The sequence below is a fragment of the Clostridium sp. LIBA-8553 genome (genome assembly GCF_057782465.1).
Window position 1 is genome coordinate 3,374,879 of sequence record NZ_CM173489.1, and the last position, 24,892, is coordinate 3,399,770.

21 protein-coding genes are annotated in these 24,892 nt (G+C 29.9%); 2 read left to right on the plus strand and 19 right to left on the minus strand.

Going from position 1 to position 24,892, the window contains the following annotated elements; genetic code table 11:
• Nucleotides 1-6: 6 nt before the first annotated feature.
• The 6 genes from AC2JAQ_RS15360 to AC2JAQ_RS15385 form a co-directional block, all read right to left on the minus strand.
• Nucleotides 7-567 (minus strand): glycerol-3-phosphate responsive antiterminator, encoded by a 561-nt coding sequence (locus AC2JAQ_RS15360; protein ID WP_488457151.1) that lies wholly within the window; start codon nt 565-567, stop codon nt 7-9.
• 41 nt (nt 568-608) lie between these two features.
• Entirely contained in the window at nt 609-1,316 is a 708-nt protein-coding gene (locus AC2JAQ_RS15365; protein WP_488457152.1) for an MIP/aquaporin family protein, read from the minus strand.
• A 262-nt stretch (nt 1,317-1,578) separates the two neighbouring features.
• Entirely contained in the window at nt 1,579-2,019 is a 441-nt protein-coding gene (locus AC2JAQ_RS15370; protein WP_488457153.1) for a hypothetical protein, read from the minus strand.
• Nucleotides 2,020-2,280: 261 nt separating this feature from the next.
• On the minus strand, nt 2,281-3,024 hold the full coding sequence (locus AC2JAQ_RS15375) for a 2-phosphosulfolactate phosphatase family protein (protein ID WP_488457154.1): 744 nt from the start codon (nt 3,022-3,024) through the stop codon (nt 2,281-2,283).
• A gap of 23 nt (nt 3,025-3,047) precedes the next feature.
• Nucleotides 3,048-3,983, minus strand: coding sequence for a tRNA modification radical SAM protein MnmL/YtqA (gene mnmL, locus AC2JAQ_RS15380; protein WP_488457155.1), 936 nt, complete (start codon nt 3,981-3,983; stop codon nt 3,048-3,050).
• A gap of 95 nt (nt 3,984-4,078) precedes the next feature.
• A complete protein-coding gene (locus AC2JAQ_RS15385) occupies nt 4,079-5,161 on the minus strand; it encodes a hypothetical protein (RefSeq protein ID WP_488457156.1) in 1,083 nt (360 codons plus the stop codon).
• Nucleotides 5,162-5,317: 156 nt separating this feature from the next.
• Between AC2JAQ_RS15385 and AC2JAQ_RS15390 the strand changes: the two genes are divergently transcribed.
• A complete protein-coding gene (locus AC2JAQ_RS15390) occupies nt 5,318-6,370 on the plus strand; it encodes a YkvI family membrane protein (RefSeq protein WP_488457157.1) in 1,053 nt (350 codons plus the stop codon).
• Nucleotides 6,371-6,462: 92 nt separating this feature from the next.
• On the opposite strand, the gene AC2JAQ_RS15395 is transcribed toward AC2JAQ_RS15390, so the two are convergent.
• The 9 genes from AC2JAQ_RS15395 to murI all read right to left on the minus strand — a co-directional run bounded on the left by AC2JAQ_RS15395 (nt 6,463) and on the right by murI (nt 16,362).
• Nucleotides 6,463-7,779 carry a peptidoglycan-binding domain-containing protein gene (locus tag AC2JAQ_RS15395; RefSeq protein WP_488457158.1) on the minus strand — a complete coding sequence of 439 codons (1,317 nt, stop codon included), beginning with the start codon at nt 7,777-7,779 and terminating at the stop codon, nt 6,463-6,465.
• A gap of 105 nt (nt 7,780-7,884) precedes the next feature.
• Nucleotides 7,885-9,645, minus strand: a complete 1,761-nt coding sequence (locus tag AC2JAQ_RS15400) for a S8 family peptidase (RefSeq protein ID WP_488457159.1) — start codon at nt 9,643-9,645, stop codon at nt 7,885-7,887.
• A 2-nt stretch (nt 9,646-9,647) separates the two neighbouring features.
• A complete protein-coding gene (locus tag AC2JAQ_RS15405) occupies nt 9,648-11,354 on the minus strand; it encodes a S8 family peptidase (RefSeq protein ID WP_488457160.1) in 1,707 nt (568 codons plus the stop codon).
• Nucleotides 11,355-11,367: 13 nt separating this feature from the next.
• Complete coding sequence (locus AC2JAQ_RS15410) at nt 11,368-13,098, minus strand: S8 family peptidase (protein WP_488457161.1); 1,731 nt, start codon at nt 13,096-13,098, stop codon at nt 11,368-11,370.
• A 139-nt stretch (nt 13,099-13,237) separates the two neighbouring features.
• Complete coding sequence (locus AC2JAQ_RS15415; RefSeq protein ID WP_488457162.1) at nt 13,238-13,909, minus strand: S24 family peptidase; 672 nt, start codon at nt 13,907-13,909, stop codon at nt 13,238-13,240.
• A gap of 1 nt (nt 13,910) precedes the next feature.
• Complete coding sequence (locus AC2JAQ_RS15420) at nt 13,911-14,285, minus strand: DUF3783 domain-containing protein (protein ID WP_488457163.1); 375 nt, start codon at nt 14,283-14,285, stop codon at nt 13,911-13,913.
• Nucleotides 14,286-14,313: 28 nt separating this feature from the next.
• Nucleotides 14,314-14,826, minus strand: coding sequence for a peptidylprolyl isomerase (locus AC2JAQ_RS15425; RefSeq protein ID WP_423239605.1), 513 nt, complete (start codon nt 14,824-14,826; stop codon nt 14,314-14,316).
• 240 nt (nt 14,827-15,066) lie between these two features.
• Nucleotides 15,067-15,336 (minus strand): STAS-like domain-containing protein, encoded by a 270-nt coding sequence (locus tag AC2JAQ_RS15430; protein ID WP_423239606.1) that lies wholly within the window; start codon nt 15,334-15,336, stop codon nt 15,067-15,069.
• A gap of 243 nt (nt 15,337-15,579) precedes the next feature.
• Nucleotides 15,580-16,362, minus strand: a complete 783-nt coding sequence (gene murI, locus AC2JAQ_RS15435) for a glutamate racemase (protein ID WP_488457164.1) — start codon at nt 16,360-16,362, stop codon at nt 15,580-15,582.
• Nucleotides 16,363-16,671: 309 nt separating this feature from the next.
• Here murI and AC2JAQ_RS15440 point away from each other — a divergent pair, with 309 nt between their 5' ends.
• A complete protein-coding gene (locus AC2JAQ_RS15440; protein ID WP_488457165.1) occupies nt 16,672-18,573 on the plus strand; it encodes a type I glutamate--ammonia ligase in 1,902 nt (633 codons plus the stop codon).
• A 51-nt stretch (nt 18,574-18,624) separates the two neighbouring features.
• Here the strand turns inward: AC2JAQ_RS15440 and AC2JAQ_RS15445 are convergent, their stop codons facing one another.
• The 4 genes from AC2JAQ_RS15445 to AC2JAQ_RS15460 form a co-directional block, all read right to left on the minus strand.
• The gene (locus AC2JAQ_RS15445) at nt 18,625-18,909 is read right to left on the minus strand and encodes a hypothetical protein (protein WP_488457166.1); all 285 of its coding nucleotides are present in this window, start codon (nt 18,907-18,909) and stop codon (nt 18,625-18,627) included.
• Nucleotides 18,910-19,159: 250 nt separating this feature from the next.
• Nucleotides 19,160-19,807, minus strand: coding sequence for a VanZ family protein (locus AC2JAQ_RS15450; protein ID WP_488457167.1), 648 nt, complete (start codon nt 19,805-19,807; stop codon nt 19,160-19,162).
• A gap of 666 nt (nt 19,808-20,473) precedes the next feature.
• Nucleotides 20,474-23,677: a carbamoyl-phosphate synthase large subunit gene (carB, locus tag AC2JAQ_RS15455; RefSeq protein WP_488457168.1), complete on the minus strand. Its 3,204-nt coding sequence runs from the start codon at nt 23,675-23,677 to the stop codon at nt 20,474-20,476.
• A gap of 12 nt (nt 23,678-23,689) precedes the next feature.
• Nucleotides 23,690-24,739, minus strand: a complete 1,050-nt coding sequence (locus AC2JAQ_RS15460) for a carbamoyl phosphate synthase small subunit (protein ID WP_488457169.1) — start codon at nt 24,737-24,739, stop codon at nt 23,690-23,692.
• Nucleotides 24,740-24,892: the final 153 nt, after the last annotated feature.

The window sequence follows — 24,892 nt, forward strand, 5'->3', positions numbered from 1 at the left end:
TTAATTTTATATCTTCCATATAGCCTCTTTTGTTGTTGATATACAGGTTGCTCCTGATTTTAAAGCTTCCATAACATCCTCTTTATCTGAAATTAAACCACCAACTATTAATGGTTTATTTATTGTTTTTGATAATTCTTTAATAACTTTAAATAATAACCCTGGCAACATTTCCACAGCATCACATTCATCAACTAAATGATTTTTAGTGCTATGAAAAGAAAGACTATCTAAAATGAAAACCCTTTGAATAGCTATCAATCCTAATTTTTTTGCATTTTTTACTGTCTGAGCCTTTGTACTTATTATTCCATCAAACTTAGTTTTTTCTTTCAAATATTCCAAAACAATTTCTCTATTTGTAAGTCCATCAACTAAATCTATGTGTAATATCCCAATTTTATTTTTCTCTGATATTTTATTTGAAATTTCTATAATATCTAAAATATTACCAAATAAAACAAAAATTACATCAACATCAGCTTCTAGAGCCTTATCTAATTGCTCCATATCCTTTACAGCTGCAACAATAGGGTTGTCCTCAAGTATTCTTTTAAAATTAATCATTATAAATAGCCTCCTTAAAATTGTCTCAAATTAATATCTCCTTAAAATATACTTGTATATACAATTGATCCTGCTATTGCCCCAAGTATTGGCCCTACAATTGGAATCCAAGCATAAGCCCAATCTGAGCCTCCTTTATTCTTAATAGGAAGCAGAAAATGTGCAAGTCTAGGTGAAAAATCTCTAGCTGGATTAATCGCATATCCAGTTGGTCCTCCTAAAGATACTCCTATAACTAAAATTAATAGACCAACAGCTATAGGCATCATTCCATCTACCATCTTTGCATCACCAAGTCCTAGAATTCCAAACATTAAAACGAAGGTTCCTATAAACTCAGCAAAAAAGTTCCACTTATAATTTCTAATAGCTGGTATAGTACAGAATGTACCAAGTTTTGCGTCTTGATCATCAGTAGACTCAAAATGAGTATAATAGGTTAAATAAACAAGGACAGCACCTATAAAAGCACCTATAAATTGTGCTATACAAAATAATACCACCTGATACCATGTTAACCCTCCAGTTATACCTAATGCAATAGTGACTGCAGGATTAAATACAGCTCCACTCACTCTAGAAAAAATATATACAGGAATCGCCACTGCTATTGCCCATCCCACAGCAATAACAATAAGTCCAGCATTATTTCCTTTCGTTTTCTTAAGAACTACATTTGCAACTACTCCATCCCCTAATAATATCAAAAGCGCAGTTCCAACAAGCTCAGCCAAGAATTGATTTACCATGACTATTCACCACCTAGTAATTTAATCTATTCAGTTTTAAAAAAGCATAAAATAAAAAAGAGCTAAACAAAAAAAAACTAAATTTTTCTCGTGTTTAACTCTAACTACTCTTACACAAGTTGAATATATACGTATATATTTATGTTGTTTTTTACAATATTTATTTTAACACCATGTGAAATTGTTTTCAATAAATTAAAAATTTAACAATCTTTCCATAAAATAAAAAAGAGAGATTCTCTTAAATCTCCCTTTTTTTAAACTATTTATCAAATAATAATTGCTTTATTTGTGACTCTAAATTTTGAATACCTGTTGGATCTGCTCCACTTCCATCTAAAGCATTTTGATATTTATCTATTAACTGTTCTATATCAGTTATTGCTTGATTTATATTATTATTATCCTTTGGAGTCATAGCTTTAATATTATTTAAATCTTTTAAAGCTTCCGCCTTATCTTCTTTCCACTCACTCATCTCTTTGTTTTGAAGTACTTCTAGATATTCTTCCTTAACATCAAGATAAACCTCGGCAACATCATTAGTTAAACTATCATTATCAACAACTTTTTTATTACTATCTGTTGCTGCAGGCTTATTTTCTGAAGCATTTGACTTTGCTGAATCATTAGAACTTCCACATCCAACTAACTGTAGTCCCATTATGGCAGAAATAAGAACTACTAATAATTTTTTTTTCATTCAAAACATCCCCTTTATAAAATATCTAATTATATCAACATAATATATTCCTGCACACTTATTAACAAACAATCCTTTTTAACTATTTATTAACAATTTAAATAAAAAATATTAATATTTGAAAATTGGTCAATATTTTAGAATATTTTGTCAAGATATTTCTTTTTGTTTTAAAAACATTGCATTTAAAGTAGTTTTTATTTATAAAATTCTCTTTCTGCAATTTATTCGTTTTTTCTAAAAAAAATTCATAAAATAGTATTATACTGTTACCTTTATATCTGATTTTACAGGCTTTATTTCACCATTTTTAAATTCAAAAACTAAATCTATTAAATCCTTTGTAGAGCAATATTTTAAGTCATCTTCTAATCCTAAATTTTTAAGAATATTATAGTGTTTAGCATCCTTTATAAAGTTTTCTATTCCATTGCTACTTTCATAAACATACTTAGCAGTTTTAGCTATATCAGTAAGCTCATGAGCTTTATTTTTACATAATTCGCTTATGATATAACCTGCACATATAAAGTCATCACTTGAAAATTCACCGTTTGTTCCAGAATTAACAAATACTACTTCCTTTTCTTCATTTTCTAGATATTTAGCCACTGCTTGTCCATTTAAAACAGAAGCTATAATAACTTTATCTGCCTTACTGCATAGATTTAAAGCTCTTGTTCCATTTGTAGTAGACATTATTACATTTTTTCCTTCTACAATATCTTTTTTATACTCTAATGGTGAATTAGAGAAATCAAATCCATCTATTTTTAATGCCTTTCTTTCTCCCCCAAGTAATACTTCTTCTCCTAGCGCTTTTAATTCTTCTGCCCTATTAAAGGCCTCCTCTACGCTTACTACTGGAATAACTCTCTTAGCTCCATTAGAAAGAGCTGTAGTGATTACAGATGTTGCTCTTAACATGTCTATAACCACAGCAACTTTCCCTATAAGAGATTCACTATCTATATAATCGGCTGAAATTATAACATCAATTTTCATAAGTTTTCCCCCACTTTAATTAATTATTCTTCAAAGTTCTTTCCCTGATAAATATCATTATCTTCAAGAGCTTTATCAATCGCATTTAAAACTTCCCACTTTTTTAAACTCCACATAGGACCTATAAGTAACTTTCTTGGGGCATCTCCTGTTAATCTATGTATAACCATATTTTGAGGAATTCTACTTATAGCTTCGCATATTAAATCTATATATTCTTCTTGAGTTAAAAACTTTAATCTTCCCTCCTCATAATCCTTAACCATTCTTGTTCCTTCCATAAGATGAAGTAAATGAAGCTTTATCCCTTGCGCTCCGCATCTCGCAACATAATCCACGGTTTCTAGCATCTGTTCTTTAGTTTCTCCAGGAAGACCAAATATACAATGAACAACAGTGTCTATACCTCTACTTTTTAATCCTTCCATAGCCTTATTAAATACTTCTAAATCATAGCCTCTATTAAAACTTCTAGCTGTTTCATCATGAATAGTTTGAAGCCCTAACTCAACCCAAGTGTAAACTTTCTTATTCATTTCTTCTAATAAATCTAGAACTTCTTCGTTTATGCAATCAGGTCTTGTTCCTATAGCTAATGCTACAACGCCTTCCTTGTTTATGGCTTCTTCATACTTTCTTTTTAGTTCATCTACAGGAGCATATGTATTAGTATATGCTTGAAAATAAGCTATATATTTTCCTTCTTTCCACTTTTTATTCATCATCTCTTTAACATTATCAAACTGAGTACCAATGCTTAAAGTCCTTTGCCCTGCATAATCTCCAGATCCCTTTGAACTACAAAATGTACATCCACCCTTAGCAACTTTTCCATCTCTGTTAGGACATGTGAATCCACCATCTAAACTTATTTTAAATACTTTTTCTCCAAATTTTTCTCTCAAAAACCTATTTAAAGTATTATATCTTTTATCTCCCCAAGTTTTTATTTTTTCCATTTATATCACCTTTTCATTAAAATCAAATTTCTTTAAAATAAAAAAAGTTAATCATAAAATTTCTAATATTTATGATTAACTTATCTTCTATTATACTATAGTTTTTGAAGTTTAAAATCTTTTAAGGATATTTTATATCTTCCAGTTAATTCATTTCCAGCTTGTGCTGAATCTTCTGTAGATGTAACATTCATAATAATATTATTATCTTTTATTTTTTCATAAATTAGATTATAGTGCTCTTCAGCAAATATATCATCTAACTCTAATGCTATAATATTTCCGCTACTTTGATAAACCTTAAATCTTGTAGAATTACCTTTTACATAGTTTGCAACCACATATCCATCATCATCTGAAAAATTTAAACTAGAAACCTTACATCCATTTAATATATCTAGAGTAGTAAGATTTTTTCCTAGTGGTTTGCTCTTATCTTTATCTTCTTTGCCCCCTTCACTCTCACCTTCTTTTGTAGCTGTTTTTTTTGAATCATCAACATCAATCACTCCTATATATGAATCCTCTCCTTTATAGGTTGATATAGCAACCTTATCTCCAGAAAATGATATTTCTACAGCTGAAAAAGCCTCTTTTGGTACATCCACTTTAGTAATGTCTATAACATTGACCTTAGGATAAGCCTTATATGGTATGCTCTTAATATCTATAAGTGTACTAATTTCAACTTCATCATCTTTCCTTATCTTTAACTCATTCTTTTCCTCAGAAACATTATAAAGTTGAGTGGCATTTAACTTAGAGACTTTATATTCCTCCTCTTGAGTTTTTCCAACCTCTAAATAATATTCTTCTAATTCTGCCATAGGTTCCCCTCTTTTAGCCCTAGTAACTTTAAACTTAAACATAGCTTTGTTTCCAAGTTGTGCTGCTCCAACTTGTTTTATTCCTGTAATTTCAGGCTCCGCGCTTGGTTCTATTATTATATTTTTATCAATTTCTTTATTAGATAAATTTTTTATAGTGTTTAAATCCTTACTTTTAAGAGCTTCCATATATTTTTCAGCTATAGATTTTGCTATTTCATTATCAAAATATATACTCTCTACACTTTTTCTTAAATCTTCACTCTCCTTAATTGTACTATTTACCTTATTACATCCTACTGAAAAAAACATTAATCCCATAATTAAAGTTGCAATAACTTTTCTTACCATTCATAATCACTCCTACTCTAAGAATAAGTCCTATTTTAGGTTTTCCAAATAGCTTAAAAGTATTAATAGAATAATGATTATAAATCTAACTTTTCCTTTTTATTTAAGAATAAACCTTCTCTACATTTTATATATTTAGTTAGGGGAGGTGATTTAATGAAAAATATTATAAAAGTCTTTCAAGTAGCTTTTGTTTTCATTGGAACTATAGTAGGAGCTGGACTTGCTTCTGGTAAAGAAATAACAAACTTTTTTACCGTTTATGGTTATAAAAGTTTTTTTACTATTTTAATGACAGGTTTATTTTATATTGTACTTTGTAACATAATTTCTAGAATAAGCATGAAAAACAATCTAAATTCTTATAATGAAGTTATAAATACTGTTAGTCCTAATATTTTAGGTAAATTGACTGGAATAATAACTACTCTTTACTTAATATCTAGTGCATCCATAATCCTTGCAGGTAGTGGTGCCTTATTAAATCAATATTTCGGGATTCCTAAAATTATAGGCTCAATAATAATGGCAATCATTGCTTCAGTAATACTTCTTAGAGGAACTGATGGTCTTGTAGAAATAAATTCAATTATAGTACCCTCTTTGATTATTGTAACAACTACACTTATGATTCTTTATGTTTCCTTTGCTAATGATCCAATTACTATAAATTCACTAACTACTATTGAGCCCAAACTCTCTAATGGATTTTTTACTTCTGGAATTCTATATTGCGGATATAATATTCTTTGCTGTTGCGGTGTAATCGTTCCTTTAAGTAATGAAATAAAAAACAAAAAAATAATGACTTTGGGAATAACTTTAGGCTCTATTTTATTAACTATTATATGTATTTTTATAAACTCAATGCTCATGGTAAACCAACCTCAAATATTTCAGTATGAGATTCCATTACTTTATATTGCAGATAGATTTGGAAAGCCAATTCAAATAATGCTTTTAATGATAATATTAGCTGAAATGTTCTCAACAGAGGTTTCAGATGTTTATTCAATAAGCAAAACTATTAGTAAAAGCTTTAAATTAAAGTATAAACATTCTATTTTTTTAGTACTAATACTTGCTCTCCCAATTTCACTAATAGGTTTCTCTAATCTAATAACTACATTGTACCCAATGTTTGGTGTTTTAAGCTTAGTCTTTATTGTTCAATGTATTTACTTTTATTTCTTTAAATTTAAAAAGTAAGCTTAAATATTATAAAAATACATCTATTAAACTAAAAGCTGTACAAAGCATAGTTTTAAAAAAATAAAATATGCTTAGTACAGCTTTAATCTTTAATAAATTATTTTAGGAACATTGCTTATTCTATCCATTATTGTTGGAGGATAGAATATTTTTTTCTCTACACTTGATCTAAGCTCTGCTATTTTAGTTACTGCAACAAATACATCTGATAACTTGTACCATGTTGCATAATCAACCGTTCCTGTTTGTGGAAGGTTAAATATTTTTTGAAAAGTTTTAACTGAATCTCTAGTTTTTTCACCATAATTTCCATCTACAGCAACCTTAGGTATTAAAGGATAAGCCTTAGATACAGCATTTAACTGTTCTTGTATAACTCTAACAGGTTCTCCTGAAGAACCCACACTTAATGTGAAGCCTGGAAAAGATTTTGGACTTCCTGTTACCTTTTTAGCAGTTACTAACTCTATATCATCACCATAAAAAGAAGTTAAAATTTCATAAGGTACTTTTCCGTCATCTCCCAAATACTTACTTCCCCACTGAGTCATCCATCCTGGGCATTGAACCTTTATACCATCGCAATATTGAGTTAATAATGGTTGCTTAGCATTAAACCTTCTAATGTATGTTGCAAATATTTCATCTACAATTCTACTTATGTTGTCATAAAAGTTTCTTCCATAATTAAATGCATGATCAAAAGCTGTTGAACTAGTTATATCAAAATTCTTACCTTTTCCTCTATACCATTCAGTATATATTCTATTTAAAGTAAATGATATTATAGCATATACATTGGCTCTTATAGTATTTTCAGACCAAGTTGAAAATATTTCACAACAGGCAACATTTTTTACATACTCCCTATAATCAACTCTATAGTTAGCGGCTGAATTATCGTCTGGTCTTCCATTGTGAACTACTATATATTCAGGAACTACTGGTTCTGGCAAAACTACAGTTCCCTTTGGAAATGGTAACTCTTTTTCATCTGCTTCTGGAATTTTAGGAGGAAAATTCCCAACCAATCTATTAGCTTGTATGTTAATAGTTACCTCCTGTCTATAACTACCTCTACTTTCTCGCAATCGAGCTTGTTGTAAAGCAATCCTAGAAGGGAAGATTTGAACACCCTTTATCATAGTAGGTAAAAAACCTTCTCTTTCAATAGTAACTTCTGCGAAACTATATGGTATTCTCCCAGGTTCGCTTGAATATTCTAAAGGAGGTGCATCAAGCTCTATAGTATCAGTACTTCCTGTTGCATCAGTATACAATTCAGTAGGGTTTCCTAAAGCTAATCCTTCTTCTGAAGTTGGTGTTATTGTAACTTTACTTTTATCAATAGGTATATATCTCTCTGTTTCACTAAAACATTGAACCTTTAATCCACCTAAAGCCATAAAATTTCTCCTAATTATAAATTAATACATTATAGTTTATGAAATTTAACCTTGTTTTGTTAATAGATACCTACACATTAAAATTACTCTAATATTTATTTTCTATTAAAAAAGCGTATTTGCCCTTAAACTATCAAAAACCTTAATCATATTTATGGTTCCATATCCCCATTCTTCATTTGGATATATATCCCCTTTCCTCGTATTAACTCCTCTTATTAAATATGTTTGAAGCTTAGCCACATATAAGGTTGGGTCATTATTATAAACAATTCCCCATTGAAAAAGCATAGCACAGCATCCACTAACTACAGCAGCAGCTACACTTCCTCCACTAACGTAAACTTTCTCTCCTTTATTATTAACAGTTAAAGCATTTACTCCACCTGCTGCAATAAGGGGTTGAACTAAATGATTTCTTGGAAATCCTCTTCCAGATTCTGAAACTATAGCATTATTATTCTGATCATAAGAGGCCACAGTTATCATTTTTTCTGCGGCTCCTGGAATTGTTAAGGTAGTATATGGAGAAGAAGTTATAAACTTTGTTCCTTTAGCTAATAATTCTTTTTGCAATATATAAGCATCAAACTTACCAAAAGTTATATATTCACCAGTTAATTTAAATCTCCATATTCCTGGCTTTAAATTTTGTGCTCTTATAATAATTCTGTCTCCTCCAGTAAGTTCATCTGGAGAATCATAAAATATATCCATAATAGTACCTTCATATATAAAACTTATCTTATATCCATTTTGAATAGCTAATTTCGTTTTCCCCGCATAGCTAGGTAATGGATTTGCATTTTGAACAATCTCTCCAGAAGGTGATATTATTGAAAGTCTGAACTTGTCTGGTTTATAACCTAAAATAATCATTATAAGCCCCTGCTGATCTTCTCCAACTTCTAATTCCATGGTTTTACTAAGTCCTGTTTCTGCTATAATTCCATCAGCATGAGTATCAGTATTTCCCTGATTTCCAGAAGAAGCTACAACAGCAACTCCTCTTTTATTAGAAATTTCATCTATATACCTTTCTAAAATACTACTTCCATCGTGAGCTCCAAAATTACTTCCTACAGGTACATATATAACAATTGGCTTATTATATTGAAATGATAAGTTATATAAATATTTTATTGCTAAAAGTATATCTATATTTCTATACTTTACAGCATCTCCCTTTGCAAAGAAATAATCTGTATACTTTTTAAACGCTTTGTCTAATCTAACTACCGCAATATCACTTTCTGGAACTACACCAGTTAAACTTGCATCCTTTCCACTTCCAGCAATTATACAAGTCATTTCTGTGCCATGTCCAATATCATCTTTAGATGGAACTATAGTATAGGGATCTCCACCATTCCTTTTTAATTCTATAGCTGCATTAATTTCATCTTGACTATATTCAGTTCCATAAACCATCCCTTTAGGATGATTACCTGTTTCTATTGATTGATCCCATATATTTAATATTCTAGTTTTTCCATCATTCCTCATAAATTCTTGGTTTAAGTAGTCTATTCCAGTATCAATTATTCCAACAATTACATCTTTCCCTCTTAGTTGTAGATATGAACTTTTATGAAAAGTTTGAGCATTTGATGCCTCAATTGGTGTTTCGTTGCTTAAAGTATATATTCCTCCTAACTCTATAAAAACTATACCTTTTATTTGTTGTATAACTTGATCATAATCAACATTTTTCATTGCCAATATTGCATAAGTATCATCAATTATAAAAATCTCAACTCCATTAATATTTTTAACTTCATTTTTTATATCCCCAGTATATTCAATAAGAAAGTTAATACTTTCTGGATCATTTATTAAAAACCCTTTATTTGATGTACTCTCCATAACTACCTCCTATTAATCAATAGTTCCATAGTTTTATCTAAACAAACAAAGCCATATCCTATATCTGGATTTGGATAAGCATTTCCAACAATTGTTCTCCTAGCTCCCCTAACTAAATAATATTTAATCCTTTCTCCATATAAAAATGGATCATTATTTTTTATTATTCCCCATTCAAAAAGTAAAGCACATATTCCTGCAACCTGTGGTGCTGCCATTGATGTTCCACTTTTAGTATCAAATCCCTGTTCTGGAGCCGTAGATGAAATATTTTCTCCTGGAGCTGCTAAATCAGGTTTTATTATCCATTGAGGTCTAACAACCCCTCTACCAGAAAAAGGCGACAAATTATTATTTATATAATTATAACTTCCAACCGAAATTACTCCTTCCACCGTTGCTGGTATTCCTAATGTATTATAAACAACTGGTTGCAAAAATTTTGTTTTTTCATTTAATCCTTCTGATATAGGAAGCCAAATATCAAAATATCCTTCATAATCATTTAATTTTCTTAAAATAATCCTCCATTCACCAGGAGTTATTGTATCTCCTAAAGGTAAAATGCTTATAGTAGTTTGTCCTTGTATATCAAAAGGTTTAGGTCCAGTGCTATAAATAACTACTTTTTCTCTTCCAACAAATCGTTCTTTATACGATTCCGTCACAGGTACCTGACCTGTGCTTATACCAGTTGGCGATATTACCTCAATTGATATATCAACAAGAACAGGTATGAATGAATCAAGTATAATTCCTCTTTCCCCATTAGAAATATTTAAATCTATATTCTCTTCTTTTCTTATCATTCCACCAACATGATGAGCAGCATTTCCTTCATTTCCAGCAGCTACGACAATAGCAGCTCTTTGTAATTTAGTAAATGTTTGAATATATTGTTCTAACAAACTACTCCCATTATGAGAACCATCATTTGTACTTAAACTTATATTTACAACTAGTGGTTTATTAAGTTCATTACTTCTATCTATTAAAAATTTTAATCCTCTCATGAGTTGAGTACTTAAAGCTGCTGTTAAACGTTTTTCTCCTGTTATTTTTACCATAGCAATACTGCTATTGTATGCAACTCCATAACGATCATAACTTATATTTCCACCAGCACAAGCAATTCCAGCAACATGAGTTCCATGTCCCGATAAATCCTGTACTGGAATAATACTATATGGATCTTCTGCTTTTAAAGCCTCATTTATTTTTGTTTTATCATATACAGTTTTATTCTCAAGGTCATATATATATTCTATTCTAGTATTGCCATCCTTATCTTTAAATGCATTATGAGTGAAATCTATTCCCGTATCTAAAAATCCAACTAACACATCCCTACCAGTTAAACCATAATTACTCCAAACAGACGGTATGCAGGATGCTCTATTGCTATCGTAATCTGATGTATATAAAACTTTAGGTAATTCTATATATTGTAGCCCTTCAAGTTCTTTTATCCTATTTAAATCACTAATTTTTATAGTTAATATTCCATATCCATACCCTAAATCCTCTACCGTAGCTCCTATTTTTTCAACTGAATTTTTAAACCTCAAAAAATTACTTCCATATAAAACAACTAACTCTATTTCTCCTGTACTTAAAGTTCCAGGAGAGAAAACATTAACAAGGTTATATAATACTTGTTCTGGTATAACATTTATAAAATCTATACCAATACTAGTTTTAGTTTCCATAATAAATCTCCCTTTATTTGCTTATTAGACTATTAAAAATTCCCTGTATATCTAAAATTCCATATCCCCACTGCCTATTTGGATAAATATCTCCCTCTCTTTTTCTTGCTCCCCTAATAATATATGACTGCAATTTTACAGCATACATGTCTGGATCATTTCTATCAATAACAGCCCACTGAAGAATTAAAGCACAACCTCCAGCCAAAACGGCGCCAGCAACGCTTGCTCCTGAAACCCTCACAGTTCCACCTCCAGACCTAGTAGTTAAAGCATTTATTCCTCCAGCTGTAATTATAGGCTGTATGATATCATTCCTTGGATACCCTCTTCCGGATTCTGATACTGTTGCACCATTATTTTGATTATAATATGAAGTATTAATAACACTTGAAGCTGTTCCCGGTATAGTTAATGTAGTATATGGTGTTGGAGTTAAGAACCTTGTATCTTCTGAAAGCAATTCTCGTTGTAATATCCAAGCATTGTATATTCCCTCAACTATATAAGTACCGGTTAATTTAAATTTCCAAATTCCTTCTTTAACATCCGTCATCCTTATCATAAGTTTTTCATCACCTGTAAATTCATCTGGTGAATCATAAGCAACTTCCACACTAGTTCCTTCATAAATAAAAACCCAAGGTGGTGAATCGCTTAAAAGTATATGTTTTGTTCTATATGGATTAGTATCCTCAAAAGTTTCACCTGACGGTGAGGTTATTCCCAATTTTATTTGACTAGGCCTTTTAGCATATATTATTAAAAATAATCCTCTTTGCTCTTTTCCACAATAAAGTTCTATTGTTTTACTATCTCCACTTCTTTCTATTTCCCCTGATGTATGTGTATCAGAATTTCCTTCATTCCCTGTTGATGTAACTGCAATCAATGAATTTCTCTTTGATATCTTTGTATCAATATATCTTTCTAACACACTATCACCCGAGTGATCACCTATATTGCTACCTAAAGGTAAGTATATTACCATAGGTTTATTTAAACTAAAAGATAATTCGTATAAATATTTAAGGGACATGAGAATATCAGTGTTTCTATATTTGGGCTTATCCCCTTTTGCAAAATAAAAATCTACATATTCTTGGGCAGCTTCTTCTAATTTTATAATTATAAATTGACAATCAGGAGCCATTCCAATAATCTCCCTATTTCTTCCCCTTGCACCTACTATTCCAGCCATTTTAGTTCCGTGACCATTTTCATCTTTTGAAGGAACAATGTCATATGGATTTAATCCCTGATTTTGAGCCATTATTGCCTTATTTATTTCTTCCTCTGAGTACTCACTACCATGAATAAATCCTTTAGGTACCTTTCCACTAGTTATCGTCTGATCCCAAATCCTTAATATTCTAGTTGTGTCATCTTCCTTCATAAATTCTTTATTTAAATAATCTATTCCAGTATCAACTATGGCTACAATAACATCTTTCCCTCTAAGATTTAAATATGGATTGTTGTGGAATATTGGAGCCTTCGAATCCTCTACTGGACTCTCACTCAAAGTATATATTCCATTAATTTCTATATAAACTATACTTTTTATACTTCCAAGTTGTTTCCTAAAATCGTCAAGTCTTACAGAAATAATGGCATAATTATCATCAATTAAAAAAACGCTAACATCATTTAAATTTTCAACTTCTTTTTCAATATCCCCATCATAAGCAACAACAAAATTTATAAAATTTTTATCACTATAAAAATTTTTTTTTTCTACCAAACGATAATCCTCCATGCCCATTATATTGCTTATAGCTATTTTATTCAGATTTTCTCTTTTTTGATAACCTTCGTAAAAACTATTTAAAAAATAAAAAGAACAGTTCTAATATTAGAACTGTCCTTTTTTTATTTAAGTATTATAAATCAAATTCTATTCTATAAAGTTTAGCTATAGCTTTAACCTCTTTTATGTTAGCTGTTTCCGTTCTCATGCTACCATTATTACTTACTAATAAGGCTTTAACATTATCAAGCTTTTTAATCTGTCTAACAACTCTTTTACCATTGAACTCAACTAAACAAATAGCATTATTCTCTATTTCTTTTATGGAATAACATAAAGCTAAGTCATTTTCTTGAATTCTATATCCAGTCATATCATTATTCTCTATTTTAAGATAAAAAACTTTATTTGCTGTATGACCGTCTATTTTGTTAGAAGCAGTAGCAAGCTGTTTATATCCCTTAACTTGAGATAATGAGTAATCATAAATTGGAACATTTTTTAAAACTGATCCGAAAGCTTGATTCCAAACTTCATTAACTTCTGCTGGTTTACTTTGTCTTACTTGTTTTTCAGCTTTAAGTTCTTTTTGAAGCTCTTCATCAGTAACAACCATATTTATATCATTTAAATCAGTGTTTAAAACCTTTGATATTTTTGATATAAGTGACTCATTTATAATCTTTCTTCCTGTTTCAACTTCATTTATAAATTTTTCAGCTACACCTAGCTTTTTAGCTAAGGCTTTTTGTGTCATTCCACTTTTGCTTCTAGCCTCTTTTATTCTTTCCCCAACTCTACTCATTTTAATCTCTTCCTCCTTGCATCTTTCTGTGCCATTCTCTTTCTTCAATTAAATGCTCAACAAGGTAGTTAAATTGCCATTCCTTAGATGTTTCTGTAACTACGGCCATTATAGGATTTTCTGCAATAACTTTAGCTATTGAAACCATCATTTGTAACTCTTCATCAGGGAAATTACTGAATATAACAACTTTTTCATCAAAGTTCTTGTTTGAAACAACTTCAAACTTTAAGCCTTCTAAAATGTCTTTAACTTTCATAGAAGCCATTTCACTACTTATATTAATAACCTTGTGCCCTGTTGCTTGAAAGTCTTTTGTTTCTTTTTCATTTAAACCATAAGTTAGAATAGCCTTGCTATTATTAAGCATATTCATGCTAATCTACCTCCCATACATTTATAAATTAAAGTATTTCTGGCTCTTCTATACCCTCTGCATTTTCTACAGTTACCTTTGCCATAACTTGTGGTTCATCTGGCATATCATTGTAGTCAGTTTTTACATTTGCTATTTTATCAACAACATCCATACCTTCTATAACTTTACCAAATGAAGCATATTGTCCATCTAAGTGTGGTGAATTCTCATGCATTATGAAGAATTGGCTTCCTGCTGAATCAAAATTCATAGCTCTAGCCATTGATATAACTCCTCTTGAATGCTTTAAGTTATTTGGAAATTGATTTCTTGTAAATTCACCTTTTATTCTATATCCTGGGTTACCCATTCCTGTACCTTCTGGGCATCCTCCTTGTATCATAAATCCAGGTATTATTCTATGGAATGTTAAACCATCGTAAAAACCTTTTTTAACTAAACTAACGAAGTTTCTAACTGTATTTGGTGCAATCTCTGGATATAATTCTAATTTTATTTTTTCTCCATTTGCCATTTCTATTGTAACTATTGGATTCATATGAATAATTCTCCTTTCAAATTTAACTATTTAGTATTATTCACTTAAACTAAAATGTTAATTCTTCTTTGTATAAAATTATATATTATTTCTGTTAACAATGGAATATTGGGTAAATATTTAGGCAAAAAAATAAGACAACATAAAGAATCCTTATAAACAGATTCTATTATGTTGCCCCTTCAGAGTTCAACTTAATATAAAATTTTATATTTTCTACATAATTCATATTCTTATCTGTTATGCAAAAGTAGTTCCAACTACAACTCTTGAATAATCACTATAGTTTGATAAATTCTTAACATTTATTTTTGAAATAATATCTTCTCTTCCAACTTTATTTATCATATCAGTAAATAAGCAAGTTAAAAAAGTTGTTGAAACTCTATCTATACCATTAAAATCTAACTCTACATTTTCATCTAAATTATTTTCAATATAATCTCTTAAGATTATAGCATCTTCAACGTTTATTTTATCTCCTAATAATTCTCTTACATTTATCTTCATAGTAAAATCCTCCCTTTTTAATAACTCCCATTAATCTTTGTTTAAATTTTCTGAAAATTCTCTTTTCATTTATTATAATATCAACCCCTCTTTAATTTGTCAACATTTTAACAAAGTTTTTTATAAAAAAATTTTTTAGACCAATAAAAAATCTACAAACATACCAAAGATAATACTTACTAAATTATTATTCATAAAGGTAAAATAGTATGTATCTTAATATGTCTGTAGATTCTTAAATTATTATTTAGTTTCTATAAGCTTTTTACTTAACTCTAATATTTTCTTATCTTCTAATGAATTAAATATCTCTAATGTACCTTTTTCTTTTGATTCTGATTCAATATTATTTTCTTCTAATCTTCTCTTTAACTCTCTTACTGTACCTTCACTTCCATCTATTATGTCTACTTTTTCTCCAACGATTTCCTGTATGACATCTTTCACAAAAGGATAATGAGTACATCCTAAAACTATACTTGAAATCTCTCTGTCCATATAAGGATTTAATTTTTCTCTTAAGAAGCTTTTTACATCTTCTCCATTTAAATCTCCTGACTCTATAAACTCAACTAGTCCTGGACATGGAAGAGATATGACTTCTCTATGCTCTCCATAGTTATCCATAAGCTTCTTAAATTTCTCTTGAGTTAAAGTTGCCTTTGTTGCCATTACTATGACTGAGCCAGTTTCATGTAGCTTTATTGCTGGTTTTAAAGCAGGTTCTATTCCTATTATAGGCATATGTTTGTAATACTCTCTAAGATCATGCGCTGCTGCTGAAGTCGCAGTATTACATGCTATTACAATTGCCTTAACTCCCTTTTGTATTAAAAATTCCATAGCATTAAATGAAAGTTCTGTTATCTCTTGTGGAGTTTTTTCCCCATAAGGTGCATGCTTAGAATCTCCATAATATATATAATTTTCATTTGGCATTATTTCTAAGGCTTTCTTTAAAACACTTAAGCCTCCTAAGCCAGAATCAAAAAAACCTATAGGCGCATTATTTAAATCTTCTTGCATCGCTATCCCTCGCTTTTAATTACTTGTTATAATCTTAAGATAATTTTATAACTTTCTATTAAATAAATCTATCAAAATTCATTTTTACACTTATATTAAAATATAAAATATATTGACAGTACTATACTATTGTAATAAAATTTTTTTAAGAATATTTACATAACGAATATTTTATCCTAAAACCCATATTATTATACGTATAAAAGCAGACAAATAGTTATCAAATTACAAGAATGAAAGGATGTGAACAGGGGGCTATTACAATTATCCTAAAATTTCTTACTATAATTGTAGTACTTCTAAATAATTATGAGTAAAGATTTATTATTTACAATTTCTAAGAAACATCATAACAAAGAAAGTTTAATTTCAATTTTTGAAGATCACCCGGAAATAAAATTTGTATCTTTAGTTGGGGTAGACTTAGCCGGTAACGATACTGACGAAAAAATTCCTGCTAAGTTATTTTTAAAAGATATAGATTCTTTTCTTCACGGCACCGCTGTACAAACAGACGGTTCATCAGTTGTCCTTCCAGGAATAGCAACTTTAAATAACGCAAAGGTAGATATGATCGCCGATTTAGATTGTAAATGGTTTATAGATTACAATTACGACTTCATAGACCCTTTAACTAATAGACCAGTAGGAACTCTTAGAATACCATGCTTCTTAATTCACGAAGATAAACCAGTCGACTCTAGACATATCTTAAAGAACTCAATTGACACTTTCAAATCAAATTTATTTTCACTACTAAAAAAATACCCAGAAACACTAAATGATTTAAATGTAAATTTCGATGATATCGAAGATCTTCTATTAACATCTGCAACTGAATTAGAATTTTGGGTTAAAACACCAAATGACAAGGCTTTAATCGAAGAACTTTCAACTTCTCAAGTTCTACAAGAACAATATTGGACAAGAACTAAGGGAAATGTCAGAACTGCATTAGAACAAAGTCTATTATATATGGATGACTATGGATTTGAGCCTGAAATGGGGCATAAAGAAGTTGGTGGGGTAAAAGCTAAACTTACTTCTTCAGGTCAATTTGATCACATAATGGAGCAATTAGAGATAGACTGGAAATTCTCAGATGCTATGCAAGCTGCTGATAATGAATTATTTATAAGAACTTTAGTTAAAGAAACATTCAGAAGAAACGGATTAGAAGTAACATTCCTTGCTAAACCAATAGATGGTGTTGCTGGTAGCGGAGAACACACTCACTTAAGCATAAGTTTAAAATTAAAAGACGGAAGAATTATAAACTTATTTAATCCAACTAAGAATCATTTCTTAAGTAAAATTGGATATGGATCTATAATGGGTATATTAAAGAATTACGAAATAATGAATCCATTTATATCAGCTACATCAGATTCTTTAAAGAGATTAAAACCTGGATTTGAAGCTCCAGTTTGTATAGTTACATCATTAGGTCAAAGTCCTGAAATTCCATCTAGAAATAGAACTATATTAGCTGGATTAATAAGAGATCCACATAACCCACTAGCAACTAGATTTGAGCTTAGATCACCAAACCCATTCACAAATACTTACCTTTGCATAGCATCAAGCTACATGGCTATGTTAGATGGTATAAAATATGCTTTAGAAAATAACAAAACTGAAGATGATCTTTTAGCAGAATTATCTAAAAAACCAGGTGAAGATGCAGATTACTTAGAAAAATCTAGAGCTTACAGAAGTGAAGAAGATGTATTTGAGGACTTTACAGATACTCAAAGAAATGAATACTTTGGAATAGCACCTGCTACTGTTTATGAAAACTTAAGTGCATTTGACAAATATCCGGAAAAACTTGAAGTATTAAAAGTTAATTCAGTATTTACAGATAAACTTATAAATAGCTTTAAAATGGCTGCTATAAAAAGATGGACTACAGAAATTACAGCTAGAATAATTCCTTCATATATCAAAGAAATAAGAGAAGCTAAACAACTTCACTGCTGTGATAAGGCATTAGACCTTGATGTTTCAACTTGGATGACTATTAATGAATTAAGACATATTACAATGAAAGACTCTTACCATAGAAGAAGTTTATTTACTCAATTAAAAAATGCCATAAATGAATCAGATTTTGATAAAGCTTCAGATTTACAAATCAAAGTTGATAAAAATATGAGTGAATTAAGTGAACTTTATTCTACTTATAAAAGAAATTTATTAGATATATAACTATAAACTAAAAGGAAACCAATGATTTTTCATTGGTTTCTTTATTTTATATTAATGATATGTATTTCCTAAGCTTATTGAATTTTTACTTACTATTTCAAATGAATAATCTTCATAAAAAACAAATGGATTATTGTTTATAATATCCTCTGCTTCTTTGAAATTATTGGCATGAAATATTATAGTTCCTCTATTTCTAAAATATGACCCACCACATAATACATACTTGCTTACAGCTGTATCTTTATAGATTTTAGCTTTATGCTCACCTTGGAATCTATTTGCTCCATTCATTTTATAATTTATTTTTACAAACATACCGCTGCTCTTAGTCATATAAATTAACCCCCTAAAATTTGTTATATGCTATTATATTATGTTAATGTCATATATATTCCTAAGCTGTCTAAAAATTTAATAAGAACTTATGTTCCCTTATTCCTTTTTAATTCTATAAAACATATGTTCGCTTGTCAAGAAAAAAAAGGATGTAAACATTCTTTTTACATCCTTTTTTCTATAAATTTCTTTATTTTTATGTATATTTCTCTATTTTTTCTCTAGGATAAGTACTATTTTTTAATATTTAAGAAATATCTTTAACTTCATCATCTTCTTCTCTTTTATAAATACTCTCTTTAATAAAATGAGCAATTTTACAAATAAAATAAGCAATAAATATTCCTACTAAATTTATAAATATATCCCCTAAATCAAAGTACCCTCTTTTAAATACATATTGAGCCAGCTCTATATTAAATTCTATAGATGCAGATAATATAAAAGCTAGTACAAAGTTATATTTCCTTAATATATAGCCTATTGGCATAAAGAATAGAATATTACCTATTAAATATAATTGACCTGTCTTATCACCTCTTAGGCCATGTAAAACAGCAAATGGATCTAATTGGAACCCCCTAGACATTTTCGGTCTAGCAAATAAAAGTATAAACATAGTTCCTGCATATAATCCAAATAAAAACAATTTAAATAATTTTGAAGTTTTCATTCTAGTTGTAGTTAAAAAAACTTGATAAATAAGCATAACACTTGTCAGCTTAAAAAAGTTATATATTATGAAACCTTTTTTACCACTCAAATCTATTTTTATAAAAACACCTATACATTCTTTTACTATTAGCTTATAAAATATCGTCGCTAAGACTACTGAAATTATAAGCAAAATACTTTTTATGAAAAAATTCTTCACCATACTTTTAGCTGTTTCCATAAAAATCACCCCCAATAATTTATAATTTTATCTTGAATATTAATATTTTTATAGTATAATATCTAAGTGCTTTTTAAAACAAGCCTCTTATTCTTAAATTTTAAATTTAATCACATTTCTAAAATCAAAAAATTATCCACAGAATCAAATTTTTAATTTTATCCACAATGAACTAAAAAAATATTTATCCACAAAAGAAAAAATTTATATTTTCTCACAGCTTTTTGTTTCAAAATAAATTTTAATATATTTTATCCACAAAAATACTACAATTAAATTAACATTTGATTTTCTATTAAGATTCTTCCTAAATTTATTTTCATAAATTGCTTAAAATATAGAAAATTTAGCGCCTAAGGGCTCAGTTAGTATAAAATATTTACCTTAAATAAAAATTATCCACAAATCAATTATTTTTTCTTCACATATTTAAAAAAACTAACTGAGCCCTAACTAAAATGCAAATTTTAAACTACAAATAACTAAAAAGCATAGTTTCACTAAAAGCGAAATAAAAATATGCCTCTTATATATAAAATAATTTAACCTCTAAAAAATCTAACTCATATTAAAAAACAATAATTTTGATAATAAATAAAAAAAACTACTTAACTCCAAATATTCTGAAGTTAAGTAGAATTAAATTTTTATATGAATCGTATTTACTTATACTAAGTTAAATACTTCTAAATCTCTCTTATCTGCTCCTTCTTTTTGTAAATCTACTAGGGCTTTAAGAGTATCTAATGAAGTCATAACTCCAATGTTTCTTTCTATGGCTGCTCTTCTTATATGGAATCCATCTCTCTTAGAATCGTTGGCTTTAGTTGGCGTATTTACAACTAAGTCTATCTCTTTATTCTTTATTAGATCCATGATATTTGGAGATTCTTCTCCTATTCTTCTAATCTCTTTAGCATCTATACCAGCATCTCTTAATTCTTTAGCTGTTCCTTCTGTTGCTACAAAGTTATATCCTAACTTATCTAAATCTTTAGCAAGTTCCATGAACTCAGCCTTATCATGTTTTTTAATTGTAGCTAAGATTGTTTTACCTTTAGCGCCTGTGTACATTCCTGCCGCTACGAAACCTTTGTATAATGCTTCCCAAACATTTCTTCCTACTCCTAGAACCTCTCCTGTTGATCTCATTTCAGGTCCTAAGCTGACCTCAACATTAGGAAGTTTTTGAGTTGAGAATACTGGGACTTTTACCGATACTAATTCAGGCTCTTTGTAAACTCCTGTACCATATCCTAAGTCTTTTAATTTTTCTCCAAGCATTATTCTAGTAGCTATATCTACTATTGGAACTCCACTTACCTTTGATATATAAGGAACTGTTCTTGAAGCTCTTGGGTTAACTTCTATTACATAAAGCTTTCCTTCAAACTCTATAAACTGAATATTTATCATACCTTTTATTCCAATGCTTAAAGCTAACTTTTTAGTGTATTCTAAAACATCTGCTTTTATCTTTTCTGAAATATTTTGAGCTGGATACATTGTTATACTATCTCCTGAGTGAACTCCCGCTCTTTCTAAATGTTCCATTATTCCTGGTACAAGAACATCTTCTCCATCTGATATAGCGTCAACTTCTATTTCTCTTCCCATTAAATACTTATCTATAAGTATTGGGTTTTTAGAGTCTTTTTCAAAAGCATTTGTTAAGTAGTATGTTAACTCATCTTCATCATGAGTTATTTCCATACCTTGACCACCAAGAACGAATGAAGGTCTAACTAAGATTGGGAATCCTAATCTTCTAGCTTCCTCTAATCCTTCCTCAAGGTTCCAGACACCTTTTCCTTTTGGTCTAGCTATATCTAATCTTTCTAGTAAGTCATCAAACTGTTCTCTATCTTCAGCTAAGTCTATTTGATCTGAAGTAGTTCCTAATGTAGGAATATTCTTCTCCTTTAAGAACTTAGCAAGTTTTATAGCTGTTTGTCCACCAAATTGAAGTATAACTCCATCTGGATTTTCTTTATCTATTATATTTAAAACATCTTCCTCAGTTAATGGCTCAAAGTAAAGTTTGTCTGAAATACTGAAGTCTGTACTTACTGTTTCTGGGTTATTGTTTATAACTATTGTTTCAATTCCTTGCTTTCTTAAAGCCATTACACAGTGAACTGATGCATAGTCAAACTCTATACCTTGACCTATTCTTATAGGACCTGATCCTATAACCACAACCTTCTTATTATCTGAAACAACTACCTCATCATATTGCTCATATGTTGAATAATAGTATGGTGATAATGCTTCAAACTCTCCACCACAAGTATCAACCATTTTGTAAGTAGGTTTTATGTGCCATATATCTCTCAATCTATATATTTCATCTGGAGAAACTCTTAACATATCTGCTATTGCCTTGTCTGAGAATCCTCTTCTCTTTAATTTATATAACCAATCTCTATTTAAATCATCTATTGTACTTTGCTTAAGCTTTTGCTCTTCTTCAACTAACCATCTGAATTTTTCTAAGAAGAATATATCTACACCAGTTATCTTTGAAACCATATCGATTCTGTATCCTCTTCTTAGCATTTCAGCTAAAGCAAATATTCTCTCATCATCTGGAGAAACTACCCTTTCTCTTAACTCATACATTGAAAGATTTTGAAACTTTTTATGCTCTAATGAGTATTTTCCTATTTCTAATGATCTTATACCCTTTAAGAAAGCTGATTCAAAGTTACTTCCTATAGCCATTATTTCTCCAGTAGCCATCATCTTAGTTCCTAAAGCTCTATCTGCTCCTTGGAATTTATCGAAAGGCCATTTTGGAATTTTAACAACTACATAGTCTAGTGAAGGCTCGAAACAAGCATAAGTCATTCCTGTAACGGCATTTTTTATTTCATCCAATCCATATCCTAAAGCTATTTTAGCTGCGACCTTTGCTATTGGATAACCTGTTGCCTTTGAAGCTAATGCTGAAGATCTTGAAACTCTTGGGTTAATCTCTATTACTGCATATTCAAATGAATGTGGATTTAAAGCAAACTGAACGTTACATCCACCCTCAATTCCTACAGCATTTATTATATCTATTGATGCGCTTCTAAGCATTTGATACTCTTTATCAGATAAAGTTTGGCTTGGAGCAACAACTATTGAGTCCCCTGTGTGTATTCCAACTGGGTCAATGTTCTCCATATTGCAAACTGTTATACAGTTTCCAAAAGAGTCTCTCATTACTTCGTACTCAATCTCTTTCCATCCCTTAACACTCTTCTCTAAAAGAACCTGTCCTATAGTACTTAGTTGTAACCCTGATGATAATGTCTCTATTAACTCTTCCTCGTTATTAGCTATTCCACCACCAGTACCTCCTAGAGTGTAGGCTGGTCTAACTATTACTGGGTATCCTATTTTTCTTGCAAAAGCTATACCTGCATCTAAATCAGTTATAATTTCACTTTGAATAACAGGTTGATTAATTCTATTCATCATATCTCTGAATAGTTCTCTATCTTCCCCTTCTTTAATAGATTCTATTGAAGTACCTATTACTTTTACATTATATTTATCTAAAATTCCCTTTTCATAAAGATCAACAGCTAGATTTAATCCTGTCTGTCCACCCATTCCTGCTAAAAGAGAATCTGGTCTTTCTTTTGCTATTACTTTTTCTACAAATTCTACTGTTAAAGGCTCAAGATAAACCTTATCTGCTATTTCCTTATCAGTCATTATTGTAGCTGGATTTGAGTTTACAAGTACAACTTCAACCCCTTCTTCTTTAAGAGCTTGACAAGCTTGAGTACCTGAGTAATCAAACTCCGCTGCTTGTCCTATTATTATTGGACCTGAACCTATTACTAAAACTTTTTTTATATCTTTATTTAATGGCATATTACTTCCTCCTTATAGTGCATACTTCATAAACTCATCAAAAATGTATTCGCTATCCTTTGGTCCTGGACATGCTTCTGGGTGAAATTGAACTGAGAATATTGGTAATTCTTTATGTTTCATCCCCTCAACTGTTCCATCATTCATACTTACATGAGTTATTTCCATATTTTCTGGTAAAGTAGCAACATAGTATCCATGATTCTGTGATGTTATATGAACTCTGTTATTTATTAAATCTTTAACTGGATGGTTACATCCTCTATGACCAAACTTAAGCTTCTTAGTTTCTCCACCTAAGGTTAAAGCTAATAATTGATGTCCTAAACAAATTCCTACTATTGGTTTCTTTCCAACTATTTTCTTTATCTCATTTACTGCTTCTCCCATATCCTCTGGGTCTCCAGGTCCATTTGATAAAAATACTAAGTCTGGATTTATTTCTAAAACTTCTTCTGCCTTAAAGTCATAAGGGAATACTGTAACATTACATCCTCTTTTTACAAAGTTTCTAATAATGTTTTGCTTTATTCCAAAGTCGATTATAGCTACTTTCTTTCCTTCCCCTGATATTTCATATTTTTCATTAGTTGAAACTATTGAAACTGCATCTTTATTTGAGAAAGCTTCCAACTTCTCTTTAACATCCTCTAAGTTAGAATTATCTAAAACTATAATTCCCTTCATTGTTCCATTATTTCTTAAAATTTTTGTTAAAGCTCTTGTGTCTATACCATCAAGCCCTAAAATCTTATTTTGAGCTAAGTAAGTTTCAAGCTCTAATTCACATCTAAAATTGTTTGGATACTGACATTTTTCTCTTACTATGAATCCTCTTACTTTTGGTTCCTTAGATTCTAAATCCTCTAAGTTAATTCCGTAGTTGCCTATTAACGGATATGTCATAGTTACTATTTGTCCATAATAAGAAGGGTCAGTTAAAACCTCCTGATATCCTGTCATTCCTGTGTTGAAAACTACCTCTCCAACACACTCCTTTAAATATCCAAAGGCTTTACCTTCAAATATTACGCCATTTTCTAATATAAGCTTTGCTTTCATTTCTAGACCTCCTAGTTAAAATCATATTTTAAAAACACACTTTAAAAGGTCTTAATTCCATTGCCATCGTCTAAATGTTATTTAATTAAAAGAAAGAGGTATTAGAGCGATTGCATAAAAAATCAATCACTCTAATACCTCTTTATATCTCTT

What these genes read in the sequence shown, in the direction of transcription:
- AC2JAQ_RS15360 (WP_488457151.1), bottom strand. Translation starts at nt 567, where the DNA reads ATGATTAATTTTAAAAGAATACTTGAGGACAACCCTATTGTTGCAGCT.
- AC2JAQ_RS15365 (WP_488457152.1), bottom strand. Translation starts at nt 1,316, where the DNA reads ATGGTAAATCAATTCTTGGCTGAGCTTGTTGGAACTGCGCTTTTGATA.
- AC2JAQ_RS15370 (WP_488457153.1), bottom strand. Translation starts at nt 2,019, where the DNA reads ATGAAAAAAAAATTATTAGTAGTTCTTATTTCTGCCATAATGGGACTA.
- AC2JAQ_RS15375 (WP_488457154.1), bottom strand. Translation starts at nt 3,024, where the DNA reads ATGAAAATTGATGTTATAATTTCAGCCGATTATATAGATAGTGAATCT.
- mnmL (WP_488457155.1), bottom strand. Translation starts at nt 3,983, where the DNA reads ATGGAAAAAATAAAAACTTGGGGAGATAAAAGATATAATACTTTAAAT.
- AC2JAQ_RS15385 (WP_488457156.1), bottom strand. Translation starts at nt 5,161, where the DNA reads ATGGTAAGAAAAGTTATTGCAACTTTAATTATGGGATTAATGTTTTTT.
- AC2JAQ_RS15390 (WP_488457157.1), top strand. Translation starts at nt 5,318, where the DNA reads ATGAAAAATATTATAAAAGTCTTTCAAGTAGCTTTTGTTTTCATTGGA.
- AC2JAQ_RS15395 (WP_488457158.1), bottom strand. Translation starts at nt 7,779, where the DNA reads ATGGCTTTAGGTGGATTAAAGGTTCAATGTTTTAGTGAAACAGAGAGA.
- AC2JAQ_RS15400 (WP_488457159.1), bottom strand. Translation starts at nt 9,645, where the DNA reads ATGGAGAGTACATCAAATAAAGGGTTTTTAATAAATGATCCAGAAAGT.
- AC2JAQ_RS15405 (WP_488457160.1), bottom strand. Translation starts at nt 11,354, where the DNA reads ATGGAAACTAAAACTAGTATTGGTATAGATTTTATAAATGTTATACCA.
- AC2JAQ_RS15415 (WP_488457162.1), bottom strand. Translation starts at nt 13,909, where the DNA reads ATGAGTAGAGTTGGGGAAAGAATAAAAGAGGCTAGAAGCAAAAGTGGA.
- AC2JAQ_RS15420 (WP_488457163.1), bottom strand. Translation starts at nt 14,285, where the DNA reads ATGAATATGCTTAATAATAGCAAGGCTATTCTAACTTATGGTTTAAAT.
- AC2JAQ_RS15425 (WP_423239605.1), bottom strand. Translation starts at nt 14,826, where the DNA reads ATGAATCCAATAGTTACAATAGAAATGGCAAATGGAGAAAAAATAAAA.
- AC2JAQ_RS15430 (WP_423239606.1), bottom strand. Translation starts at nt 15,336, where the DNA reads ATGAAGATAAATGTAAGAGAATTATTAGGAGATAAAATAAACGTTGAA.
- murI (WP_488457164.1), bottom strand. Translation starts at nt 16,362, where the DNA reads ATGCAAGAAGATTTAAATAATGCGCCTATAGGTTTTTTTGATTCTGGC.
- AC2JAQ_RS15440 (WP_488457165.1), top strand. Translation starts at nt 16,672, where the DNA reads ATGAGTAAAGATTTATTATTTACAATTTCTAAGAAACATCATAACAAA.
- AC2JAQ_RS15445 (WP_488457166.1), bottom strand. Translation starts at nt 18,909, where the DNA reads ATGACTAAGAGCAGCGGTATGTTTGTAAAAATAAATTATAAAATGAAT.
- AC2JAQ_RS15450 (WP_488457167.1), bottom strand. Translation starts at nt 19,807, where the DNA reads ATGGAAACAGCTAAAAGTATGGTGAAGAATTTTTTCATAAAAAGTATT.
- carB (WP_488457168.1), bottom strand. Translation starts at nt 23,677, where the DNA reads ATGCCATTAAATAAAGATATAAAAAAAGTTTTAGTAATAGGTTCAGGT.
- AC2JAQ_RS15460 (WP_488457169.1), bottom strand. Translation starts at nt 24,739, where the DNA reads ATGAAAGCAAAGCTTATATTAGAAAATGGCGTAATATTTGAAGGTAAA.